At 56.0% G+C, this 17,180-nt stretch carries 16 protein-coding genes; 9 read left to right on the forward strand and 7 right to left on the reverse strand.

Translation table 11 applies throughout. From position 1 onward, the window contains the following. Nucleotides 1-163 precede the first annotated feature (163 nt). Together MMW58_RS15175 and MMW58_RS15180 are read left to right on the forward strand one after the other, a co-directional pair. Nucleotides 164-1,573, forward strand: a complete 1,410-nt coding sequence (locus MMW58_RS15175) for an MFS transporter (RefSeq protein ID WP_133599834.1) — start codon at nucleotides 164-166, stop codon at nucleotides 1,571-1,573. A gap of 207 nt (nucleotides 1,574-1,780) precedes the next feature. Further along, a complete protein-coding gene (locus MMW58_RS15180; RefSeq protein WP_241721526.1) occupies nucleotides 1,781-2,206 on the forward strand; it encodes a hypothetical protein in 426 nt (141 codons plus the stop codon). Nucleotides 2,207-2,289: 83 nt separating this feature from the next. On the opposite strand, the gene MMW58_RS15185 is transcribed toward MMW58_RS15180, so the two are convergent. Then, nucleotides 2,290-3,171 (reverse strand): LysR family transcriptional regulator, encoded by an 882-nt coding sequence (locus tag MMW58_RS15185; RefSeq protein ID WP_159237728.1) that lies wholly within the window; start codon nucleotides 3,169-3,171, stop codon nucleotides 2,290-2,292. Between the two features lie 202 nt (nucleotides 3,172-3,373). Between MMW58_RS15185 and MMW58_RS15190 the strand changes: the two genes are divergently transcribed. Then, nucleotides 3,374-4,177: a helix-turn-helix transcriptional regulator gene (locus MMW58_RS15190; protein WP_133599837.1), complete on the forward strand. Its 804-nt coding sequence runs from the start codon at nucleotides 3,374-3,376 to the stop codon at nucleotides 4,175-4,177. An 80-nt stretch (nucleotides 4,178-4,257) separates the two neighbouring features. Next, nucleotides 4,258-4,878: a LysE family translocator gene (locus MMW58_RS15195; protein WP_241721527.1), complete on the forward strand. Its 621-nt coding sequence runs from the start codon at nucleotides 4,258-4,260 to the stop codon at nucleotides 4,876-4,878. 48 nt (nucleotides 4,879-4,926) lie between these two features. On the opposite strand, the gene MMW58_RS15200 is transcribed toward MMW58_RS15195, so the two are convergent. The 6 genes from MMW58_RS15200 to MMW58_RS15225 form a co-directional block, all read right to left on the reverse strand. Further along, complete coding sequence (locus MMW58_RS15200) at nucleotides 4,927-7,227, reverse strand: FdhF/YdeP family oxidoreductase (protein WP_159237725.1); 2,301 nt, start codon at nucleotides 7,225-7,227, stop codon at nucleotides 4,927-4,929. A gap of 225 nt (nucleotides 7,228-7,452) precedes the next feature. Next, complete coding sequence (locus tag MMW58_RS15205; RefSeq protein WP_045855308.1) at nucleotides 7,453-8,370, reverse strand: bestrophin family protein; 918 nt, start codon at nucleotides 8,368-8,370, stop codon at nucleotides 7,453-7,455. 263 nt (nucleotides 8,371-8,633) lie between these two features. Next, nucleotides 8,634-9,509 carry an oxygenase MpaB family protein gene (locus tag MMW58_RS15210; protein ID WP_241721528.1) on the reverse strand — a complete coding sequence of 292 codons (876 nt, stop codon included), beginning with the start codon at nucleotides 9,507-9,509 and terminating at the stop codon, nucleotides 8,634-8,636. A 152-nt stretch (nucleotides 9,510-9,661) separates the two neighbouring features. Continuing rightward, the gene (locus tag MMW58_RS15215) at nucleotides 9,662-10,093 is read right to left on the reverse strand and encodes an OsmC family protein (RefSeq protein WP_041145444.1); all 432 of its coding nucleotides are present in this window, start codon (nucleotides 10,091-10,093) and stop codon (nucleotides 9,662-9,664) included. A gap of 94 nt (nucleotides 10,094-10,187) precedes the next feature. Beyond that, nucleotides 10,188-10,667, reverse strand: a complete 480-nt coding sequence (locus MMW58_RS15220; protein ID WP_159237723.1) for a GNAT family N-acetyltransferase — start codon at nucleotides 10,665-10,667, stop codon at nucleotides 10,188-10,190. A 34-nt stretch (nucleotides 10,668-10,701) separates the two neighbouring features. Continuing rightward, entirely contained in the window at nucleotides 10,702-11,592 is an 891-nt protein-coding gene (locus MMW58_RS15225; protein ID WP_241721529.1) for a LysR family transcriptional regulator, read from the reverse strand. Between the two features lie 113 nt (nucleotides 11,593-11,705). On the opposite strand from MMW58_RS15225, the gene MMW58_RS15230 reads away from it, so the two are divergent. The 5 genes from MMW58_RS15230 (at nucleotide 11,706) to MMW58_RS15250 (ending at nucleotide 16,840) form a co-directional block, all read left to right on the forward strand. Next, nucleotides 11,706-12,557, forward strand: coding sequence for a Vmh family MBL fold metallo-hydrolase (locus MMW58_RS15230; RefSeq protein ID WP_041145441.1), 852 nt, complete (start codon nucleotides 11,706-11,708; stop codon nucleotides 12,555-12,557). 158 nt (nucleotides 12,558-12,715) lie between these two features. Further along, the gene (gene sra / locus MMW58_RS15235) at nucleotides 12,716-12,856 is read left to right on the forward strand and encodes a stationary-phase-induced ribosome-associated protein (RefSeq protein WP_004861775.1); all 141 of its coding nucleotides are present in this window, start codon (nucleotides 12,716-12,718) and stop codon (nucleotides 12,854-12,856) included. 172 nt (nucleotides 12,857-13,028) lie between these two features. After that, the gene (locus MMW58_RS15240) at nucleotides 13,029-14,726 is read left to right on the forward strand and encodes an NAD-dependent malic enzyme (protein WP_159237721.1); all 1,698 of its coding nucleotides are present in this window, start codon (nucleotides 13,029-13,031) and stop codon (nucleotides 14,724-14,726) included. Between the two features lie 258 nt (nucleotides 14,727-14,984). Next, nucleotides 14,985-15,554: a M15 family metallopeptidase gene (locus MMW58_RS15245; protein ID WP_133599845.1), complete on the forward strand. Its 570-nt coding sequence runs from the start codon at nucleotides 14,985-14,987 to the stop codon at nucleotides 15,552-15,554. A 149-nt stretch (nucleotides 15,555-15,703) separates the two neighbouring features. Next, nucleotides 15,704-16,840, forward strand: a complete 1,137-nt coding sequence (locus MMW58_RS15250; protein WP_241721530.1) for a hypothetical protein — start codon at nucleotides 15,704-15,706, stop codon at nucleotides 16,838-16,840. Nucleotides 16,841-17,180 lie beyond the last annotated feature (340 nt).

Genomic DNA, 17,180 nt, shown 5'->3' on the forward strand with positions numbered 1-17,180 from the left:
CAAGCCGCCCGATCGCGAAAAACCAGCGTATTCCACAGCCCATGAGGAAATTAACCAGATATCCATCTGAAGAATAGATATAGAGCGGGCGATTAAAAATTTAATACTATTAACAATCAATTAACATTAGCAGGCAAACATTTTATCTGAGGAAAATAATAATATGTCTACCACCCACGTTCTGGGGGATGCGCCCTTTGCCCCCGCAGGACAGCCCCACTCCAGCCTGACCAGCCGCATCGACGCCCTGCCTGCCTCCTTCGGCCTGTGGTCATTTATCACCCTGCTGGCGCTCGGTGGTTTCTTCGAGCTGTACGATCTTTTTCAGACCGGGTACATCAGTACCGGCCTGCTGGCGGAGAATATCTTTCACGTCGGCGAGCAGGGCATTTTCGGCATATCGGATCAGGCCGCCTTCGCCTCGGCGACCTTTTTCGGCCTGTTTATCGGCGCCAGCCTCCTCGCGCCGCTGGCGGATAAGCTCGGCCGCCGCCTGACCTTTATGTTTGCGCTCGCCTGGTACGGCGTATTCTCGCTGCTGATGGCCTTTCAGAGCAGCGCGGAGGGGGTTATTTTCTTTCGTTTCCTCGTCGGCATTGGCCTCGGGATTGAGCTGGTCACCATCGACACCTACTTAAGCGAATGGGTTCCGACCCATCTGCGCAACAAAGCCTTCGCCTTTGCCTTTTTCATTCAGTTTCTCTCGGTGCCCGCCGTAGCGCTGATGTCATGGATGCTGGTACCCATCACCCTGTTCGGCCTGAGCGGCTGGCGCTGGGTCATTATCTTCGGCGCGCTGTGCTCGCTGGTTATCTGGGTCATCCGCAAGAAGCTGCCGGAGTCGGCCCGCTGGCTGGAAGTCAAAGGCCGCAACGACGACGCCCATGCGGTGATGTGTGAGATGGAGCAGCGCTGCGGGATTGCCCCCTCGCCGCAGCACCGCACGGAGGCCGGGACCGCGAAAACGCAGACCGGCACCTTTAAGGAGATTTGGGCGCCGGAGTATCGCAAACGCACCATCATGCTGATGGTCATGAACTTCTTCCAGGCGATCGGCTTTTTTGGCTTCGGCAACTGGCTGCCGGCGCTGCTGTCAGGCCAGGGCGCGAGCATAACCCACAGCCTGCTGTACGCCTTTTTCATTACCCTCGCCTATCCGATTGGCTGCCTGTTCTGCACCCGCTTTGTTCATCGCTTCGAGAACAAATGGCAGATCGTGCTCTCCGCGCTAATGACGGTGGTGTTCGGCACCCTTTTCGCCCTGCAGAATAGTCCGGTGATGCTGGTTATCTGCGGCTTTATGATCACCTGGTCCAACGCCTGGCTGACCATCAGCTATCACGCCTATCAGGCCGAGGTGTTCCCGACCCACATTCGCGCCCGGGCGGTCGGCTTCTGCTACTCGTTCAGCCGCCTCTCGACGGCCATCACCAGCATTCTGATCGGCATCATTCTGCAGTACGCCGGTGCGCCGGGAGTGATTAGCTTTATCGTGGCCAGCATGCTGATGGTGATGCTCTCGGTCGGTATTTTTGGGCCGAAGACCCGCGGTATCAGCCTCGAAAAAATCTAGCCGCACGCCTTGCCGCCGGGACGCTTCCGGCGGCAACGGCAGAGCCCGCGTCTTGATTTATAAAACCCTCGTCACCAATATAATAAAAACAATCCATTCATGGACTTGATAAATATGAATGGCAAAGCGGATAATTAACGCTATTCATTGATCGCTATTTTTTCACGTGCTATAGATGTCCAATGAATTATTTATGGCTCAAGCCCGATGCTTAAAAAATCAAGACTCATTATACGATTACTTATTACGCTATTAATAGCTTGCTCGGCTGAGTCAGCCAGCGCGAAGATTGAATTACCTGATGCTGTAAAAACGATCGCCAGCACGCAGTATTTTTCCACCGGTTATAACGGCTTTATCGCACATAGAAGCTCCGGGGAGCAGGCGTTAAGAACGGTGGCCTCATCTCCGGACGCTACGGGAAAGCTGCTCGATATCGCCCGTTCCTCATCAACAACGCTGGCAGGCAGGCTGTATGCAGCCTGCGGTTTAAAGCAGCAAAAATATAACGACATGGATATCATCTTCACGCCGTTCTTTCACTTTACCGTTTCGGTGCTGCGGGGTGATGTACTGACGCAAGAGTCGTTCCAGGATCTTTATGGCAGAATAGCCGCCTACGGCTGTAATTAATTACGCAAAGGTTTTGCCATGATATGAATTAACGCCCCGGTTTCCCCGGAGCATTAATTAATACATTATATTCTGCTAAACAATTAGCCAAATATCGCCTGCGCGTCGGCGAAGCATTTTTCCGCCAGCGACGACACCGGCTCTTGATTGCGCATAATCAGCGCCAGCATCGAATCCACTGCCGTTTCGGCTATCGGGATAATCTCCAGGTTGTCGCTCAGGGCCTCCAGACCGTTGTTGAGCGGCATAATGGCGCAGCAGATGCCCGCCTGCACCGCCTGTATGATCTGGAACGTGGAGTCGCTTTCAAAGACGTATTTTGGCGACAGCCCTTTGCCCTTAAAGCTCATTTCGATCGATTCACGGTAGTACATCCCTTTGGTGAGAAAGCCGAGCGGCAATGCGGCCAGCGTATCCCAGTCGGGGATCCCCGCAGCGAACTGAAAGTGGCGCCTATCGTGCAGCAGCCCCATCCGGGTCGCCGGGAGCCACTGCACGTTGAAAAGCTGGCTATCGACGTGGTGCAGGTAGCAGATCCCGAGATCGAGCTGGTTACGGCTCACGCCGTCGATAATCTGCTCCGAGGTCAGCGACAGCAGGCTAAACTGCAGCTCGGGATACTTCTCCGTCAGGGGCTTAATCAGCTGCATCGGGTTGAGGCTGGCCAGCGGCACCATGCCGACCCGCAGCTGGCCAACCATCTGCCCGCGGCAAATGGCCGCCTCCGCTTCCAGCCCGTCGTGGGCGGCGAGCAGCGCCCGCGCCCATGCCAGAATGCGTTCCCCTTCGGGAGTAAAGCCCTCGAAGCGCTGCCCGCGCTGGATCAGCACGAGGTTTAGCTCCTCTTCCAGGCTGCGAATGCGCATCGAGAGCGTCGGCTGGGTGATATGACAGGCCGCCGCCGCCTGGCCAAAATGGCGGGTCCGATCGAGGGCGATCAGATACTTGAGTTGTTTTATATCCATGATTGATCCACTCTATTTGCGCCCGCGCACAAAGGTGCACCGGCGCGATACAGAGCGCTAGTGTAGCTCAAATATGTTAGCTAAATGTTATTTTAAGGCCGCAAAATGCCCGCCGCCGGCGCCGCCAAACGCGCCGCGCGCTTGATTTCGGGGATGACGCTGCCAGACTGGATACAGGGCTATCGGTAAACGGAGGAGCAAGGTGAAGCGCTATGTACATCAGGTTCAGCAGCACAAAGTTCCGATCGCTGGGCTCGAAGCGCTGTCGCTACTCACCGAGCACAGCTTCTCCCGCCACTCTCACGACCGGTTCGGCATCGGCGTTTTTACCCACGGCGCCCAGCGTTCGTGGAGCCATATCGGCAAAGTTGACGCCGCTGCCGGCAACGTCATTATGGTCAACCCCGGCGAAATTCACGACGGCGCGCCGCTGCACGGCCCTCGCGGCTGGCAGATGCTGTATATCGATCCCCTGCTGGTCGAGCAGGCGCTCCCCGTGGGCTCAAAGGCGGAGGATATCATCCTGCGCCCGGTCGTTGAGGATCCTCGGCTGAACGGGCTGATGGCGCGCATGTTCAGCGAAATCCGCGCCGCGTCCCCCGACGGCGGCGCCGTAGAGGAAGCCTTTCTTCTTTGCCTGATGCAGATCTCCCGCCGCCACCTGCTGGTGAAGCCGCCGGGAGAGCCCGGCTCGCCGGGCATCGCTCTGGCAAAAGAGTATCTCGACGATGCGCCGGAAAATAAGATAACCCTCGAGCATCTCGCCGCGCTTTGCGGTATCAGCCGTTTCCAGCTGATACGCGGCTTCGCCCGCGCAACCGGGATTACCCCGCACGCCTATCTGATCCAGTCCCGCGTGCGTCTGGCCCGCCGGCTGCTGGCGGAGGGGAACGGCCTGGCCGAAGCGGCGCTGATGGCGGGCTTCGCCGATCAGAGCCACTTCACCCGCGCCTTCCTGAAACAGTTCGGGATGACGCCGGGATACTACCTCTCCGCGATCGGCTAGCCTGCCTGCAATTTTGTTCAATACGCGCCGGCTTCGCTGCGAAATACTCAGGCTCTTTCTCCCTAAACGAAGAGCATGCTATGTCGCTTATCACCCCTGAATTTCTTATCACCTCCCTGATCGTTGTCGTCGCCCCCGGCCCCGGCGCGCTCTACACCATTGCTACCGGACTCTCCGCCGGCAGCAGAATGAGCTACGCCGCTGCGCTGGGCTGCACGCTGGGGATTATTCCTCATATGCTGGCGGCGGTAACCGGGCTGGCGGCCATTCTCCACGGCAGCCCGCTGGCGTTTGAGGGCGTGCGCTACCTCGGCGTCGCCTGGCTGCTGTATCTGGCATGGATAACCCTCAGGCAGCGCGGCTCGCTGCGCCTCGACGCGCCAGACACCGCGCGGAGCGCGGGTAAAATCATCGCTCACGCGATATTGATAAACCTGCTTAATCCCAAGCTTCCGCTCTTTTTTCTGGCGTTTTTACCGCAGTTTATGCACAGCGATTCCCCCTCGCCGACGGAAGATATGCTGCTGCTGAGCGCCATTTTTATGCTGATGACCCTGCTGGTGTTTATGCTCTATGGCGCCTTTTCCGCCGCCATGCGCCGCCACGTCCTCACCCGCCCGGCGATCCTTCGGGGTTTGAACCTGGCCTTTGCCGCGGGTTTTGTTGCGCTGGGCATCAGGCTTATTCTGACGCCGCGCTGATGCGGGGCCTCGCCGCCGGCGGCTGCCGACGACGAGGCGCAGGAGGCGTTAGCGTAGGCCCGCGACGGGCAGGATCTCTTTCGAGCGCAGGGTCAGGCGAATCGGTACCGATTTGTAGGACGGCGTCCCGCTCTCTTGATCAAGATAGTTGAGCGGAACCAGAACGTTAGCCTCCGGGTAATAGGCGCCCACGGTGCCCGGCGCGATGCTGTAGGCCACCACCGTAATGTCCTCAAGACGCTGGTGGCTGTCCGGCAGCGCGGTGCTGATATCCACCCGATCGCCGTGCTCCAGCCCCATATTTGCCATGTCCTGCTCGTTCATAAACAGCACGTCGCGGCGGCCAAAGACGCCGCGATAGCGGTCATCGAGGGCATAAATCGTGGTGTTGTACTGGTCGTGGCTGCGCAGCGTCACCAGGCGCATAACGTCCTCCCCGTCCACCTGCACGTTTTCATGAACGCCGTGGAAAACCGAGAACATCGCTTTGCCCGTTGGCGTCGGCCAGACTCGCTCGGTGGGCGGCAGCGGCATGCGGAAGCCGCCCGGATGACGAATGCGCTGGTTGTAGTTTTCAAAGCCGGGAACGGTGCGTTCAATCAGCTCGCGGATGCGATCGTAGTTTGCCACCAGCGCCAGCCAGTCAACTTTGGTGTTCGCCAGCGTCGCCATCGCCATCCCGGCCACAATGGCCGGCTCGGAGCGCAGCTGCGGCGAGGCCGGCTTCAGCTTACCCGACGAGGCGTGGACCATCGACATCGAATCCTCAACGGTAATCGACTGGCGGCCGCTTTCCTGGACGTCGAGCTCGGTTCGTCCCAGACAGGGCAGAATATAGGTCTCTTTAGCCACCAGCAGGTGCGAGCGGTTGAGCTTGGTGCCAACGTGTACGCTCAGCTCCAGCCCCTGCATCGCCGGGAAGGCCTGCTGACGATCGGGCATGGCGACGGCAAAGTTGCCGCCGAGGCACAGCAGCGCCTTCGATTTCCCCGCAATCATCGCCTCCAGCGCCTTCACCGCATCGTGGCCATGCGCCTGCGGCGGAACAAAGCCGAACTCACGCTGCAGGCTGGCGAGGAAGCTGGCGCTCGGCTTTTCGGTGATCCCAACGGTGCGGTTGCCCTGCACGTTGGAGTGCCCGCGCAGCGGACAGATCCCGGCGCCCGGTTTGCCAATATTGCCGCGCATCAGCAGCAGGTCGGCGATCAGGCGCACGTTTGAGGTGCCCTTGTTATGCTGGGTGATCCCCATGCCGTAGGTGACGATGGTGGCGTTGGATTTAGCATAGGCCGCGGCGACGCGCTGCAGGTCGTCGCGGGTCAGGCCCGATTCGCGCTCGATGTCGTGCCAGCTGGTCAGGCGCAGATCGTCAGCAAAAGCGGGAAAGTTCTGCGTATGTTCGGCAATAAAAGCGCTGTCGAGGACATTATCCAGATCGTCATCCATCTGCAGCAGCGCCTTGGCAATCCCCTTCAGCGCCGCGGCGTCGCCGCCGGCCTTGACCTGGAAATAGGTCGAGGCGATGTTGGTTGAGCTGTAGGTCGCCATTTCGATCACGTTCTGCGGGTCGGCAAAACGCTCCAGCGCCCGCTCTTTTAGCGGATTGAGGACAATTATCGGCACCCCGCGCCGCGACAGCTCGTGCAGGGTTCCCATCATCCGCGGGTGGTTGGTTCCCGGGTTATGGCCGATGGAAATAACCAGCTCGGTTTGCTCAAAATCATCCAGCGAAACCGTCCCTTTGCCAATGCCAATCGACTGCGGCAGCCCGACGCTGGTTGCCTCGTGGCACATATTGGAGCAGTCCGGGAAGTTGTTGGTGCCGAGCTCCCGGGCATATAGCTGGAACAGCCAGGCGGCTTCGTTGGAGGCGCGTCCGGAGGTGTAAAATTCAACCTCATCCGGCTGCATGCCGCTGACAATCTCGCCGATTCGCGCAAAGGCGCGCTCCCAGGAGACCGGACGCAGGGTGTCGCTGGCGCGATCGTAGACCAGCGGATCGGTTAAGCGACCATAGCCCTCGAGCTCAAAATCGCTTTTCGCCAGCAGGGAGCTGACCGTATTGGCCGCCAGAAATTCGGCGGTGACGCGCTTGCTGGTCGCTTCCCAGGTCACCGCCTTGGCGCCATTCTCGCAAAACTGGAAGGTCGATTTGTGTTCTTTATCCGGCCATGCGCAGCCCGGGCAGTCAAAACCGTCCGGCTGATTGGTGCGCAGCAGCGTCGCCGGGGCATCGAGGGCATCCATCTGGGTGCGAACGGCGATGGCGGTGGCTTTCAGCGCGCCCCAGCCGCCGGCCGGGCCGTCATAGGGATGAACCCCCGGCACTGCGCGTCTTTTCTTGTTCATGCTAGCTCCTGAATGCACCGTCGATAAGCAGGTAAATGCGTGCGTCAGACCGCCTTATCAGAGCGATCGGCACTGTTTTTGGCCGCTCGCCGGTGCGGGGCGAATATCCGCCGCCGGCGAGGGTTTTGTTAACGAAAGAATAACAATCGAGGCCGAAGCTGTATAATCAATGTTATCTATCACGCATTAGATTTAACTTATTTAACATTAGCAGCGCGGCGGGGATCAGGTCAGGTTGTAGTACCTGTCGGGCTGAATTTTTTCCGGCAGCGGATGCTGTCCGGTCATGTCCAGCAGATTGCGCTCGATGGTATTGCACATCGCGTTGAGCGGCAGATCGTTGGCGGCGACGCCGAACGGATCCTCCAGCTCTTCCGCCAGCGAATCCCATGACAAAAAGGTGTAGGAGATAAAGACCGAGACAAACGGCGTCATGTAGTGCAGATCGCCAACCAGCGCAAAAGGCAGCAGCGTGCAGAACAGGTAGACAGTACGTTGTAAAATCAGGGTGTAGGCAAAAGGCACCGGCGTGGTCGCTAAACGTTCGCAGCCGCCCAGCACGTGCGCCAGCTCATCGAGCTTATTGTCCATCAGGCCGTAGGTGATATCGCTGACCTTCCCCGCTTCGCGCAGCTGGCCTAGCTCATGCCCCACCAGCAGCAGGATCCGATTGGTCGGCATCGAGCTGGCGATAATTTCCGCCACCGCATCGCGCGGCAGCAGGCGGTAAAGATCGGCGCTGGGATCGGTTTTTCGCAGCTGGTGCTTCAGGCTCCAGCTAAAGGCAATCAGGTAGCTGGCTATTTTTTTATGCGTTTCTGCGGCGGCCGGCAGAATATTTTTTAGCTGCCGCATAAGCGTGCGCTCGGCAATTAATACCGTTCCCCACAGGTTGCGCGCCTCAACGAAGCGGTTATAGCTGGCGCTGTTGCGAAAGCCGAGAAAGATCGCGATAGCGATCCCCAGCAGGCTAAACGGCGCAACGGTTAAATGGATCCCCAGCTGCTCGTACCACTGGTAGCTAATAATCGCGATAATCGACATCAGCACGTTGAGCAGCAGGCGAAAGACGATTTTTGACAGCACCGAACCGTGCCAGTCAAACAGACGAAGAAACCAGTGTTGTTCTGGTCGGATAATCATTGTACTACTTCCTGATGAATGCCATTGCGCATGGCTTAATATTATCTATTACGCCACTGGCTTATTTTATTGAGCACTAACACGACAAGGCGTTAATTATCTACCACGCACCAGCGATGGATTAATGGCCGGCTGATTATGGTCTCTTTTTATTTACCCGGCAATATGCGGAACCGCGCTCCCCGCAGTAATAAAGCGGCAGCGCTAATTACCGCTCTATTAACAGGGTTAATTATCAGCACGCCGTGGAGCGGGCCGCCGGGTTACAAAACGCCGCCGTTCATCCGCCGCATCGCGCAGTGCCAGGCGCCGTTGCGCACCGAGGCGCGCAGCACGCGGGCAATGCCGTGCACCGCCAGCCGCGTGGATTGCCGCTGCAGGGGGTTCATCCTGAGGGAGAGCATCTCCTGCGCCCAGGGCGGCAGCAGATCGACCCCCGCGCGCATCATCAGCTGGCCCACGGGCTGGCTCAGCCGTCCGGGCAGGCGGGTAGCAAACAGCACCTGGGCAACCTCCTGCGTGCGTTCGTCGCAGCGCAGGCGCGGACGCATATCCTGCAAATACTCCGCCACCTGCCGCGGCGTGACGGGAATATCCCGCGCGCCGAGGCGGCGGGCAATCTCTCCGGCCTCGGCGAAATACTGCGCCTGGCGCGCTTCGCTCACCACCGTTCGCCGGTAGCGCAGATGCGAAGCCATAAAGCTGCTGCACTCGGCCACGTGCACCCAGGTTAATAGCGCCGGATCGCTGGCTGCGTAAGGCGTGCCGTCGCGGTCCTGCCCGCTCACCCGCAGATGGATAGCCTTTATCTTCGCGATCAGCCGCTCGGCGTCATCGGTGGTGCCAAAGGTGGTGGCAGAAATGAACTGGCTGGTGCGCCGCAGGCGGCCAAAGATGTCTTCGCGGAAGTTAGAGTGATCCCAGACGCCGGCCAGCGCCAGCGGGTGGAGCATCTGCAGAAGCAGCGCACTGATGCCGCCGCAGAGCATTGAGGTAAAGTCGCCGTGCACCGGCCAGATAGCCGAGCGTGGGCCAAACAGCCCGGGCTCGCCGAGCGGGCGTTCAAAATCAATCTCTTTTAGCGCCATGCCGGTTAAACCCAATACCTGCGCTTCAATCATACCGCGTATGCTGGTCATTACTGTGCCTGCTCCTTTTCGTCACAGGCAAAACATACCATTAATTGACGGCGGACTCATTTGCCGGCAGCGGCTTTTAGGCACAATGCGCGGTGCCCGCAGGCTGCGGGCACGCGGTGGCGTAAAGCCGGGAATAGCACAGGGATGGGCGTTTACGGATTGAGCTTATATTCCAGGCTCACTTCGGCATTGAGCACCTGCGAAACCGGGCAGCCCGCTTTCGCTTTGTGAATGATGCTTTCAAAAGCCGCATCGGCGATGCCCGGCAGCACGATCTGGCTCTGGAGCGCCACCTTAGTGATGGCGAAGCCGCTGGCGGATTTATCGAGGGTCACCACGGCGACCGTATCAATCGAGGTTGGCGTATACCCTTCTTCCCCCAGCATCAGCGAGAGCGCCATCGAGAAGCAGGCCGCATGGGCCGCGCCGATGAGCTCTTCCGGGTTGGTGCCCTTCACGCCTTCAAAGCGGGTGTTGAAGCCATAAGGTTGCTGGTTCAGCGCCCCGCTCTCCGTTGAGACGGTTCCTTTACCGCTTTTCAGATCCCCTTCCCAGTGCGCTTGACCTTTCTTATGAATTGCCATGGATTCGCTCCTTTTTTGACGTTAAAGGAGTAAGTATAGGAGCGGATAGCGGATTCGGCCTGCACCATTTACCCCGGGAGGTGATTTTGCCCCGCTACCCGGCGTCGATATTTTTACTCATATTGATACCGGTGACCCCAAAGCCGCTGGCCTCGTACAGGCGACGGGCGCGCGCGTTATCCCCGGCGACCCGCAGCTTTATCTGCGCAAAACCCTGCTGCCGGAGATCGTTTTCCAGCGCCGTCATCGCCCGTTTGCCCAGCCCCTTCCCCTGACTGTCGGGGTGAATATAGAAGTCGCAAATAAAGGCGGAGCGCATTTTGGCGTCCGGTTTGTACCACAGGTAGCCAACCTGCCGCTCCTCGTCGCCGACGCGTTCAATCAGGCAGAGCAAAACCTGACCCGGCGTGCCCGCGCCTTCAGGGAGGCTCTCGGCAATCTCCTGCTGCGCCTGGGCGCGGGCGGCCGGAGCGGAAAGGCCATAGTTATCCGCAATTTCAGCGGCGTAATCGGGGATAAAATAGGCGAGCCAGGCCGCATAGTCGGCCTCCTGCATCGGTCTGAATATCATCATCGTTCCATTCCTTGAGTGAAGTGTTTAACGGCTGCTAGCCGTTCGCAGGCTGCGCCAGCCGCTGCTGTATATCGTCGAGAAACAGCGGCAGCGCGCTGGGCTGGTAGTCGCGCGAGAGATAAAGACCGAAAACGCTCAGCGGCTTCGGCGTCCAGCCCGGCAGTATCTGCTGCAGCGCCCCGCCGCTCAGCGCGCGCTGCGCCTCAAGCTCGGGGAGCATCGCGATGCCGCAGCCGGCCACCGCGGCCTCCAGCAGCAGGGAGGAGATCCCGGCGCTTAAGTTTCCCGAAACCGCCACCGCCGCGCTCTCCCCTTCAGGCGAGATAAACTGCCAGGTCTGGGTGGCGAAGTGGCTGTAATGCAGGCAGTTGTGCTGGCTCAGGTCGTCAGGCGTCTGCGGCTGCCCGTTCAGCTGCAGCCAGCGCGGCGAGGCGCAGAGCACCGACCGGCAGACCCCCAGCCGGCGGGCGATGGCCCCCGACTCCGGGTTATCGGTAATGCGGATTGCCACGTCGATGCGTTCGCCGATCAGGCTGACCGGATGGTTGTTGATATCCAGCTCAAGCCGCAGCTGCGGATAGCGGGCGAGAAAATCCGGCAGCAGCGGCGAAATAAGCTGCATCGCCGTAAAATGGGCGCAGGCCACCCGCAGCGTACCGCTGGGCACCGCCCGCTCGGTCTGCCCGGCAATTTCGTCCGACAGCTGCGTCAGGCTGCGCGTTTTTTGCAGCACCTTCTCCCCGGCGGCGGTAAGCGTTAGCCGGCGCGTGGAGCGGTGGATCAGGCGGCTGCCGGCCCAGTGCTCCATCTGCTCAAGATAGCGGCTGACCATCGGCCGCGACATGCCCAGCGCCCGCGCGGCGGCGCTGAGGCTGCCCAGCTCGCAAATGCGGATATACACCCTGGCGGCGATAATTCTATCCATACGTCGTTTCCATCTGCACGTTTTATGAAACTCAGCATCTCTTTTTTCAGGAATTTTCGCAAATCAGGAAATACGTAAAATAGCGTTATTCACCCGACATTGAGAAAACAATCATGAAACTTTCGACCCTTGCCATCGCCACCGCCCTGTTCAGCAGCGCCGCCTTCGCCGCGCCGCTGCAGCTGCAAACCTACAACCCGCAGGATAAAGGGATTTTCGCCGTCAACTCAACGCTGGCCTCCGGCCCTCACGAAGCGGTGCTGTTTGACGCCCAGTTCAGCGTCAAGGACGGCGAGAAGCTGGTAGAGATGATCCGCAAAAACGGCAAGCCGCTGAGCCGGATTGTGATCACCTCCGGCGACCCGGATTTCTACTTCGGCCTTGAGCCGCTGGTTAAAGCCTTCCCGCAGGCGAAAATTGTCGCGACGCAGGAAGTGGTCAATCACATTAACGCCACCAAAGCCGCGAAGCTGGCCTACTGGGGACCGCAGATGAAAGACGGCGCCCCGCAGCAGGTCTATGCTCCGCAGGTGATTGAAGCCCACACCTTTACCATCGACGGCGAGAAGGTTGAAATCCGCGAGCCGGATAGCTACGCCGCCTTTGTGTGGATCCCGGGCAACAAGGCCATTCTCGGCGGTACCGGCGTCGCCTGGGACATGCACGTCTGGACCGCCGATACCCAGACCGCCGAGAGCCGACTCCAGTGGCGTAAAACCCTCGACGATATGGCCGCGCTGCATCCGCAGCAGGTGATTCCGGGACACTATCTCGGCACGCCGCCGGCGGGCGACCGGGCAATCGTCTTCACCCGCGACTACCTGCAGCAGTTTGAGCAGGCGCTGCAGAACCATAAGGATTCCGCCGGCGTGATCAAAGAGATGAAGCAGCGCTGGCCAAAGCTGGCGGAAGAGAGCTCGCTGGAGCTGAGCGCGAAGGTCAACACCGGCGAGATGAAGTGGTAGCCGCAGACTGTTCCTAATCCGCGAACGTGAGGTTGCCATTGGTGAAAATATAGACCACCATAGAGTGCGCGGTTCGGTTAACGGGCCGCCGTTAGGGTTATATTTCGTCCGGTTTCGCCGGGCTTGTCCTTGAAACAGAAGTGGATTAAGGAGTAAGAATGAAATCGAACCATCAGGCACGTCATCTTCTCGGTCTGAACTATAAGCTGTCCCAGCAGAAAAAAGTGGTGCTGGACGGCGATGTGGAAACCACCATCAACCACGCGCATGCCACCGGCCGCAAACGCCGCGCGGGCTAATTTTTCGACTGAGTGATGATAAAAACACCGTCCTTTTGCCAGGATGGTGTTTTTTTAACGCTATCCCCCCTCTTTAACAGCAACTGCTCTATACTCTGCCCGCAGCATTCCCTGCCAGCCCGCTCGTCTATCGCCGCGCCGGGCCTGAAGCGATTATCAAGGAGTTAGTGCGATGCAATTCACCCATAAAAAAAACCGTTCCCTGTATATCCCCTACGCAGGCCCCGTCCTGCTTGAGTTCCCGCTTCTCAATAAAGGTAGCGCCTTCAGTATCGAGGAGCGCAGCAGCTTCAACCTGCTGGGCCTGCTGCCGGAAGTGGTTGAAACTATCGAAGAGCAGGCAGAGCGCGCGTGGATCCAGTATCAGGGGTTCAAAACCGAGATCGACAAGCACATTTACCTGCGCAATATCCAGGACACCAACGAAACCCTGTTTTATCGCCTGATTGGCAACCATCTGGAAGAGATGATGCCGGTCATCTATACCCCGACGGTCGGCGCCGCCTGCGAACGCTTCTCCGAAATCTACCGCCGCGCCCGGGGCGTATTTATCTCCTATCAGAACCGACATAACCTCGACGATATCCTGCAAAACGTGCCTAATCACAACGTTAAGGTGATCGTGGTTACCGACGGCGAGCGTATCCTCGGCCTTGGCGATCAGGGCATCGGCGGAATGGGCATCCCTATCGGGAAGCTGTCGCTGTACACCACCTGCGGTGGGATCAGCCCGGCCTATACGCTGCCCGTGGTGCTGGACGTCGGAACCAACAACCAGCAGCTGCTCGACGATCCGCTGTATATGGGCTGGCGCCACCCGCGTATCACCGATGACGAGTACTATCAGTTCGTTGATGACGTTATCCAGGCCATTAAGCACCGCTGGCCGGACGTGCTGCTGCAGTTTGAAGACTTTGCGCAGAAGAACGCCATGCCGCTGCTTAACCGCTACCGGAATGAAATCTGCTCGTTCAACGATGATATCCAGGGCACCGCTTCGGTCACCGTGGGTACGCTGATCGCCGCCAGCCGCGGCGCCGGCAGCCAGCTGAGTGAACAGAAAATTGTCTTCCTCGGCGCCGGGTCCGCCGGCTGCGGTATCGCCGAGCAGATCGTCGCCCAGATCCAGCGTGAGGGCCTGAGCGAGGAAGCGGCGCGCCAGCGCGTCTTTATGGTCGATCGCTTCGGCCTACTCACCGACGCGATGCCGAACCTGCTGGCGTTCCAAAGCAAGCTGGTGCAGAAGCGGGACAACCTGCAGCAGTGGGATACCACCAGCGACGTCCTCTCTCTGCTGGACGTGGTGCGCAACGTCAAGCCCGATATTCTGATCGGCGTTTCCGGCCAGCCGGGACTGTTCACCGAAGAGATTATTCGCGAGATGCATAAGCACTGCCCGCGGCCGATCGTCATGCCGCTGTCGAACCCCACTTCTCGGGTGGAAGCGACGCCGCAGAACATTCTTAGCTGGACCGACGGCGAAGCGCTGGTTGCCACCGGCAGCCCGTTTGCGCCGGTGACGCTAAAAGGCAAGCAGTACGTGATTGCCCAGTGCAATAACTCCTACATCTTCCCGGGCATTGGTCTCGGGGTGATCGCCTCCGGCGCTTCGCGGGTCACCGAGGATATGCTGATGGCCGCCAGCGAAACGTTAGCGAAGCACTCGCCGCTGGTGAACAACGGCGAAGGTCCGGTGCTGCCGGAGCTGAAGGACATTCAGACCGTGTCGCGCGCCATCGCCTTTGCGGTGGGTAAAGTGGCTCAGGAACAGGGCGTGGCGGTGAAAACCTCCGCCGAGGCGCTGCTGCAGGCGATAAGCGATAACTTCTGGCAGCCGGAGTATCGTAACTACCGCCGGACGTCGATTTAATTGCTATGACCAACGGGCCTGAATCTCAGGCCCGGCTTAGTATCAGAGCAGCATATTATGCTATTCTGCTCGCATAAGGATAAGTTAGTATCTTTTACATTCATAAAAGCATGGTCATTTATTCATGTTACTGGTTATATTTTAGATTTATAAAAGAATAAATGATTTTATTTATCGGGATATTGCAAAAAATTAAATTTTTAATCTATTCTATCAGTGTCATCTTCGAAACGCTAGCAAGCACTGATCGGAGGAATAATGAATAAGTATCTTGAACTGATAGATAAACCTCAAGTTAATAGTGTGAATGTTGGTCTTAGTCCACCGAAATTGTCCACATTGAGAAGTCTTCTTGGAGAACCCAGAAATAATTACACAGGTGATTGTCAGCCTGTTATTGGCCCCTTTAAAAATAGAATCGTTACGCAGTCAGTAGGTCCATTTGAGTGTACGGGCATTGATGTGGCACTGAAGTCATTGATCGATATTTTAGCTTCTGTAAAAAATGAATTACCAGACCTTTACGCAATACTAGGTACGGCTGGAATGTTATGTGCCCGTAAAGTCAAAATTAAGCGGAAAGATGGCACTCTTCACCTTGGTGACAATCCTTCGAATCATTCCTGGGGTTTAGCAATAGATATCAAATTATCAGGTATACTTGATAAACAAAGTGATGATAAGTGTCTCCGTGGCCTTCTAATTCTCTCAAAATATTTTAATGCCGGAGGATGGTATTGGGGAGTAAGTTTTTCAAATGAAGATGCAATGCATTTTGAAGTGGCCGAGTCCACATTGATAAAATGGCGAAATGAAAATTTAATCTAGCTCTTACATAACAAATTGAGTTTTAAACATTAATTAAATATCAATCTGCATTTTAGTTTTTATTTATAATCGCAGCATTATAAACCCAATGAGTAAACCAGGTTGATGTCATCATGATAGCTTATTATTTCAATGCACTAAGAAATACCATGGCAAATATTTTACAACGCATATTTTCATTTAAGGAAATAAAAAAAGACGATCCTTTGTTTGATCTCCATTTTTCTATGAATTTTCTTTATCCGCTACTCATCAGTGGATTAACAGGTATAATTTTAATTTGCATTCCGCAACTGCATATAATGAACCTCGGTGTGTTGCTATTATGGAGTATGGCATGTATTTCACTTGGGACAGCTTTAGGTTTTTTATTTGGATTCCCGCGCTCTGGGAAATCCAAATCAGAAAATGACAAAGCTTCAGCAAATACTGGCAGAAACAGAGACCCTCAACCGAACACAAATCTTGAGGAAATATCAGACTGGTTAACAAAAATCATAGTTGGGTTATCACTTGTTAATGCAAAATCAATTGGTGAACTTATTATCAATATCAGTAATAGAATTGAATTATCACTCATTCCATATACAAACGATATCGCAAAAAACATAGGACTACCTTTGGTTCTGGGCTGTCTTATTATTGGTTTTTTCTATGGCTATTTTTATACTCGACTTTATTTGCAACAAGCTTTCAACACTTCAGATAAAAAATTAATCTCAGAATTTTTTAATAATGTAATTAGTGCTACGGCAAGCCAAACATCAAGTAGTAATGGTCCTTTGCTTCCATCAAAAGAAGAGAAAGAAAATGCTGAACGTATAGCAGGGTTTATTCCACCAGGAAAAGCAGAGTCAACAATCATGGATAAAATACACGATCTGGCCGCAGACTATGACAAAACTCGTTATGAGATGCCATCAAGTCCCCAGAGAACAAAACGCATGACAGAAATTGCAAGCAGCATGCGTCAATTAGGTCAAGCTGCTTTTTTTATGCTACCTAAACTTATAGCTAGCCATCTTGCTGGCGAGCGGCTTGCTGCGATATGCATATTACAGATGAGCTTCGATTCTAATTATATTGACTGGTTGGCAGAGCGAATAAATCTCGAAAAACCTTTTATAGCTTATCATGCAGCCAGTGCACTATATGGAAGAATGCTAAATACAGACATGACAGAACGGAAGCGCATACGTTCGGCTGTTCAGGATGCTAAGTCAAGATTAACTTACCCAGAACAAGGAAGAGATCATGTCATTGATAGAATACTTGAGCTTGAGTAAAGCACTCATAAAAATGAGCAAGGTAAAAATTAAGTTACTTATATTACCTGGCGCCATATAATAACCGCTCACCATTTTGAGCATCAGACCGATATGTCATATGCAATTAAATAGAACAATACGTTAAAGTTCATTTAACTAGCCAAAACGCTTTGCTTCATCTACACTGCCTGCACCCATCAACTAACTGAATAAAAAAGGAGGATCCCATGCCGTACTGTGAAATGTTTAATTTTTCACATACATTTGGCGATCGTACCCCCTCAAGCGTTATCGGTATCGTGCTGCGATAACTTTAGCTTGAGCGAAGAAACCAAACCTTAATCCCCTTCCCTCGGGC

It is taken from the genome of Klebsiella sp. HC6, from assembly GCF_022605325.1.
GTDB lineage: Bacteria > Pseudomonadota > Gammaproteobacteria > Enterobacterales > Enterobacteriaceae > Klebsiella > Klebsiella terrigena.

Bases quoted from the DNA above. Each gene is read 5' to 3' on its own strand.
- MMW58_RS15245 (WP_133599845.1), top strand. From the start codon at position 14,985: ATGAATAAGTATCTTGAACTGATAGATAAACCTCAAGTTAATAGTGTG.
- MMW58_RS15225 (WP_241721529.1), bottom strand. From the start codon at position 11,592: ATGGATAGAATTATCGCCGCCAGGGTGTATATCCGCATTTGCGAGCTG.
- MMW58_RS15180 (WP_241721526.1), top strand. From the start codon at position 1,781: ATGCTTAAAAAATCAAGACTCATTATACGATTACTTATTACGCTATTA.
- MMW58_RS15215 (WP_041145444.1), bottom strand. From the start codon at position 10,093: ATGGCAATTCATAAGAAAGGTCAAGCGCACTGGGAAGGGGATCTGAAA.
- MMW58_RS15205 (WP_045855308.1), bottom strand. From the start codon at position 8,370: ATGATTATCCGACCAGAACAACACTGGTTTCTTCGTCTGTTTGACTGG.
- MMW58_RS15185 (WP_159237728.1), bottom strand. From the start codon at position 3,171: ATGGATATAAAACAACTCAAGTATCTGATCGCCCTCGATCGGACCCGC.
- MMW58_RS15200 (WP_159237725.1), bottom strand. From the start codon at position 7,227: ATGAACAAGAAAAGACGCGCAGTGCCGGGGGTTCATCCCTATGACGGC.
- sra (WP_004861775.1), top strand. From the start codon at position 12,716: ATGAAATCGAACCATCAGGCACGTCATCTTCTCGGTCTGAACTATAAG.
- MMW58_RS15175 (WP_133599834.1), top strand. From the start codon at position 164: ATGTCTACCACCCACGTTCTGGGGGATGCGCCCTTTGCCCCCGCAGGA.
- MMW58_RS15250 (WP_241721530.1), top strand. From the start codon at position 15,704: ATGGCAAATATTTTACAACGCATATTTTCATTTAAGGAAATAAAAAAA.
- MMW58_RS15220 (WP_159237723.1), bottom strand. From the start codon at position 10,667: ATGATGATATTCAGACCGATGCAGGAGGCCGACTATGCGGCCTGGCTC.
- MMW58_RS15195 (WP_241721527.1), top strand. From the start codon at position 4,258: ATGTCGCTTATCACCCCTGAATTTCTTATCACCTCCCTGATCGTTGTC.
- MMW58_RS15240 (WP_159237721.1), top strand. From the start codon at position 13,029: ATGCAATTCACCCATAAAAAAAACCGTTCCCTGTATATCCCCTACGCA.
- MMW58_RS15230 (WP_041145441.1), top strand. From the start codon at position 11,706: ATGAAACTTTCGACCCTTGCCATCGCCACCGCCCTGTTCAGCAGCGCC.
- MMW58_RS15210 (WP_241721528.1), bottom strand. From the start codon at position 9,509: ATGACCAGCATACGCGGTATGATTGAAGCGCAGGTATTGGGTTTAACC.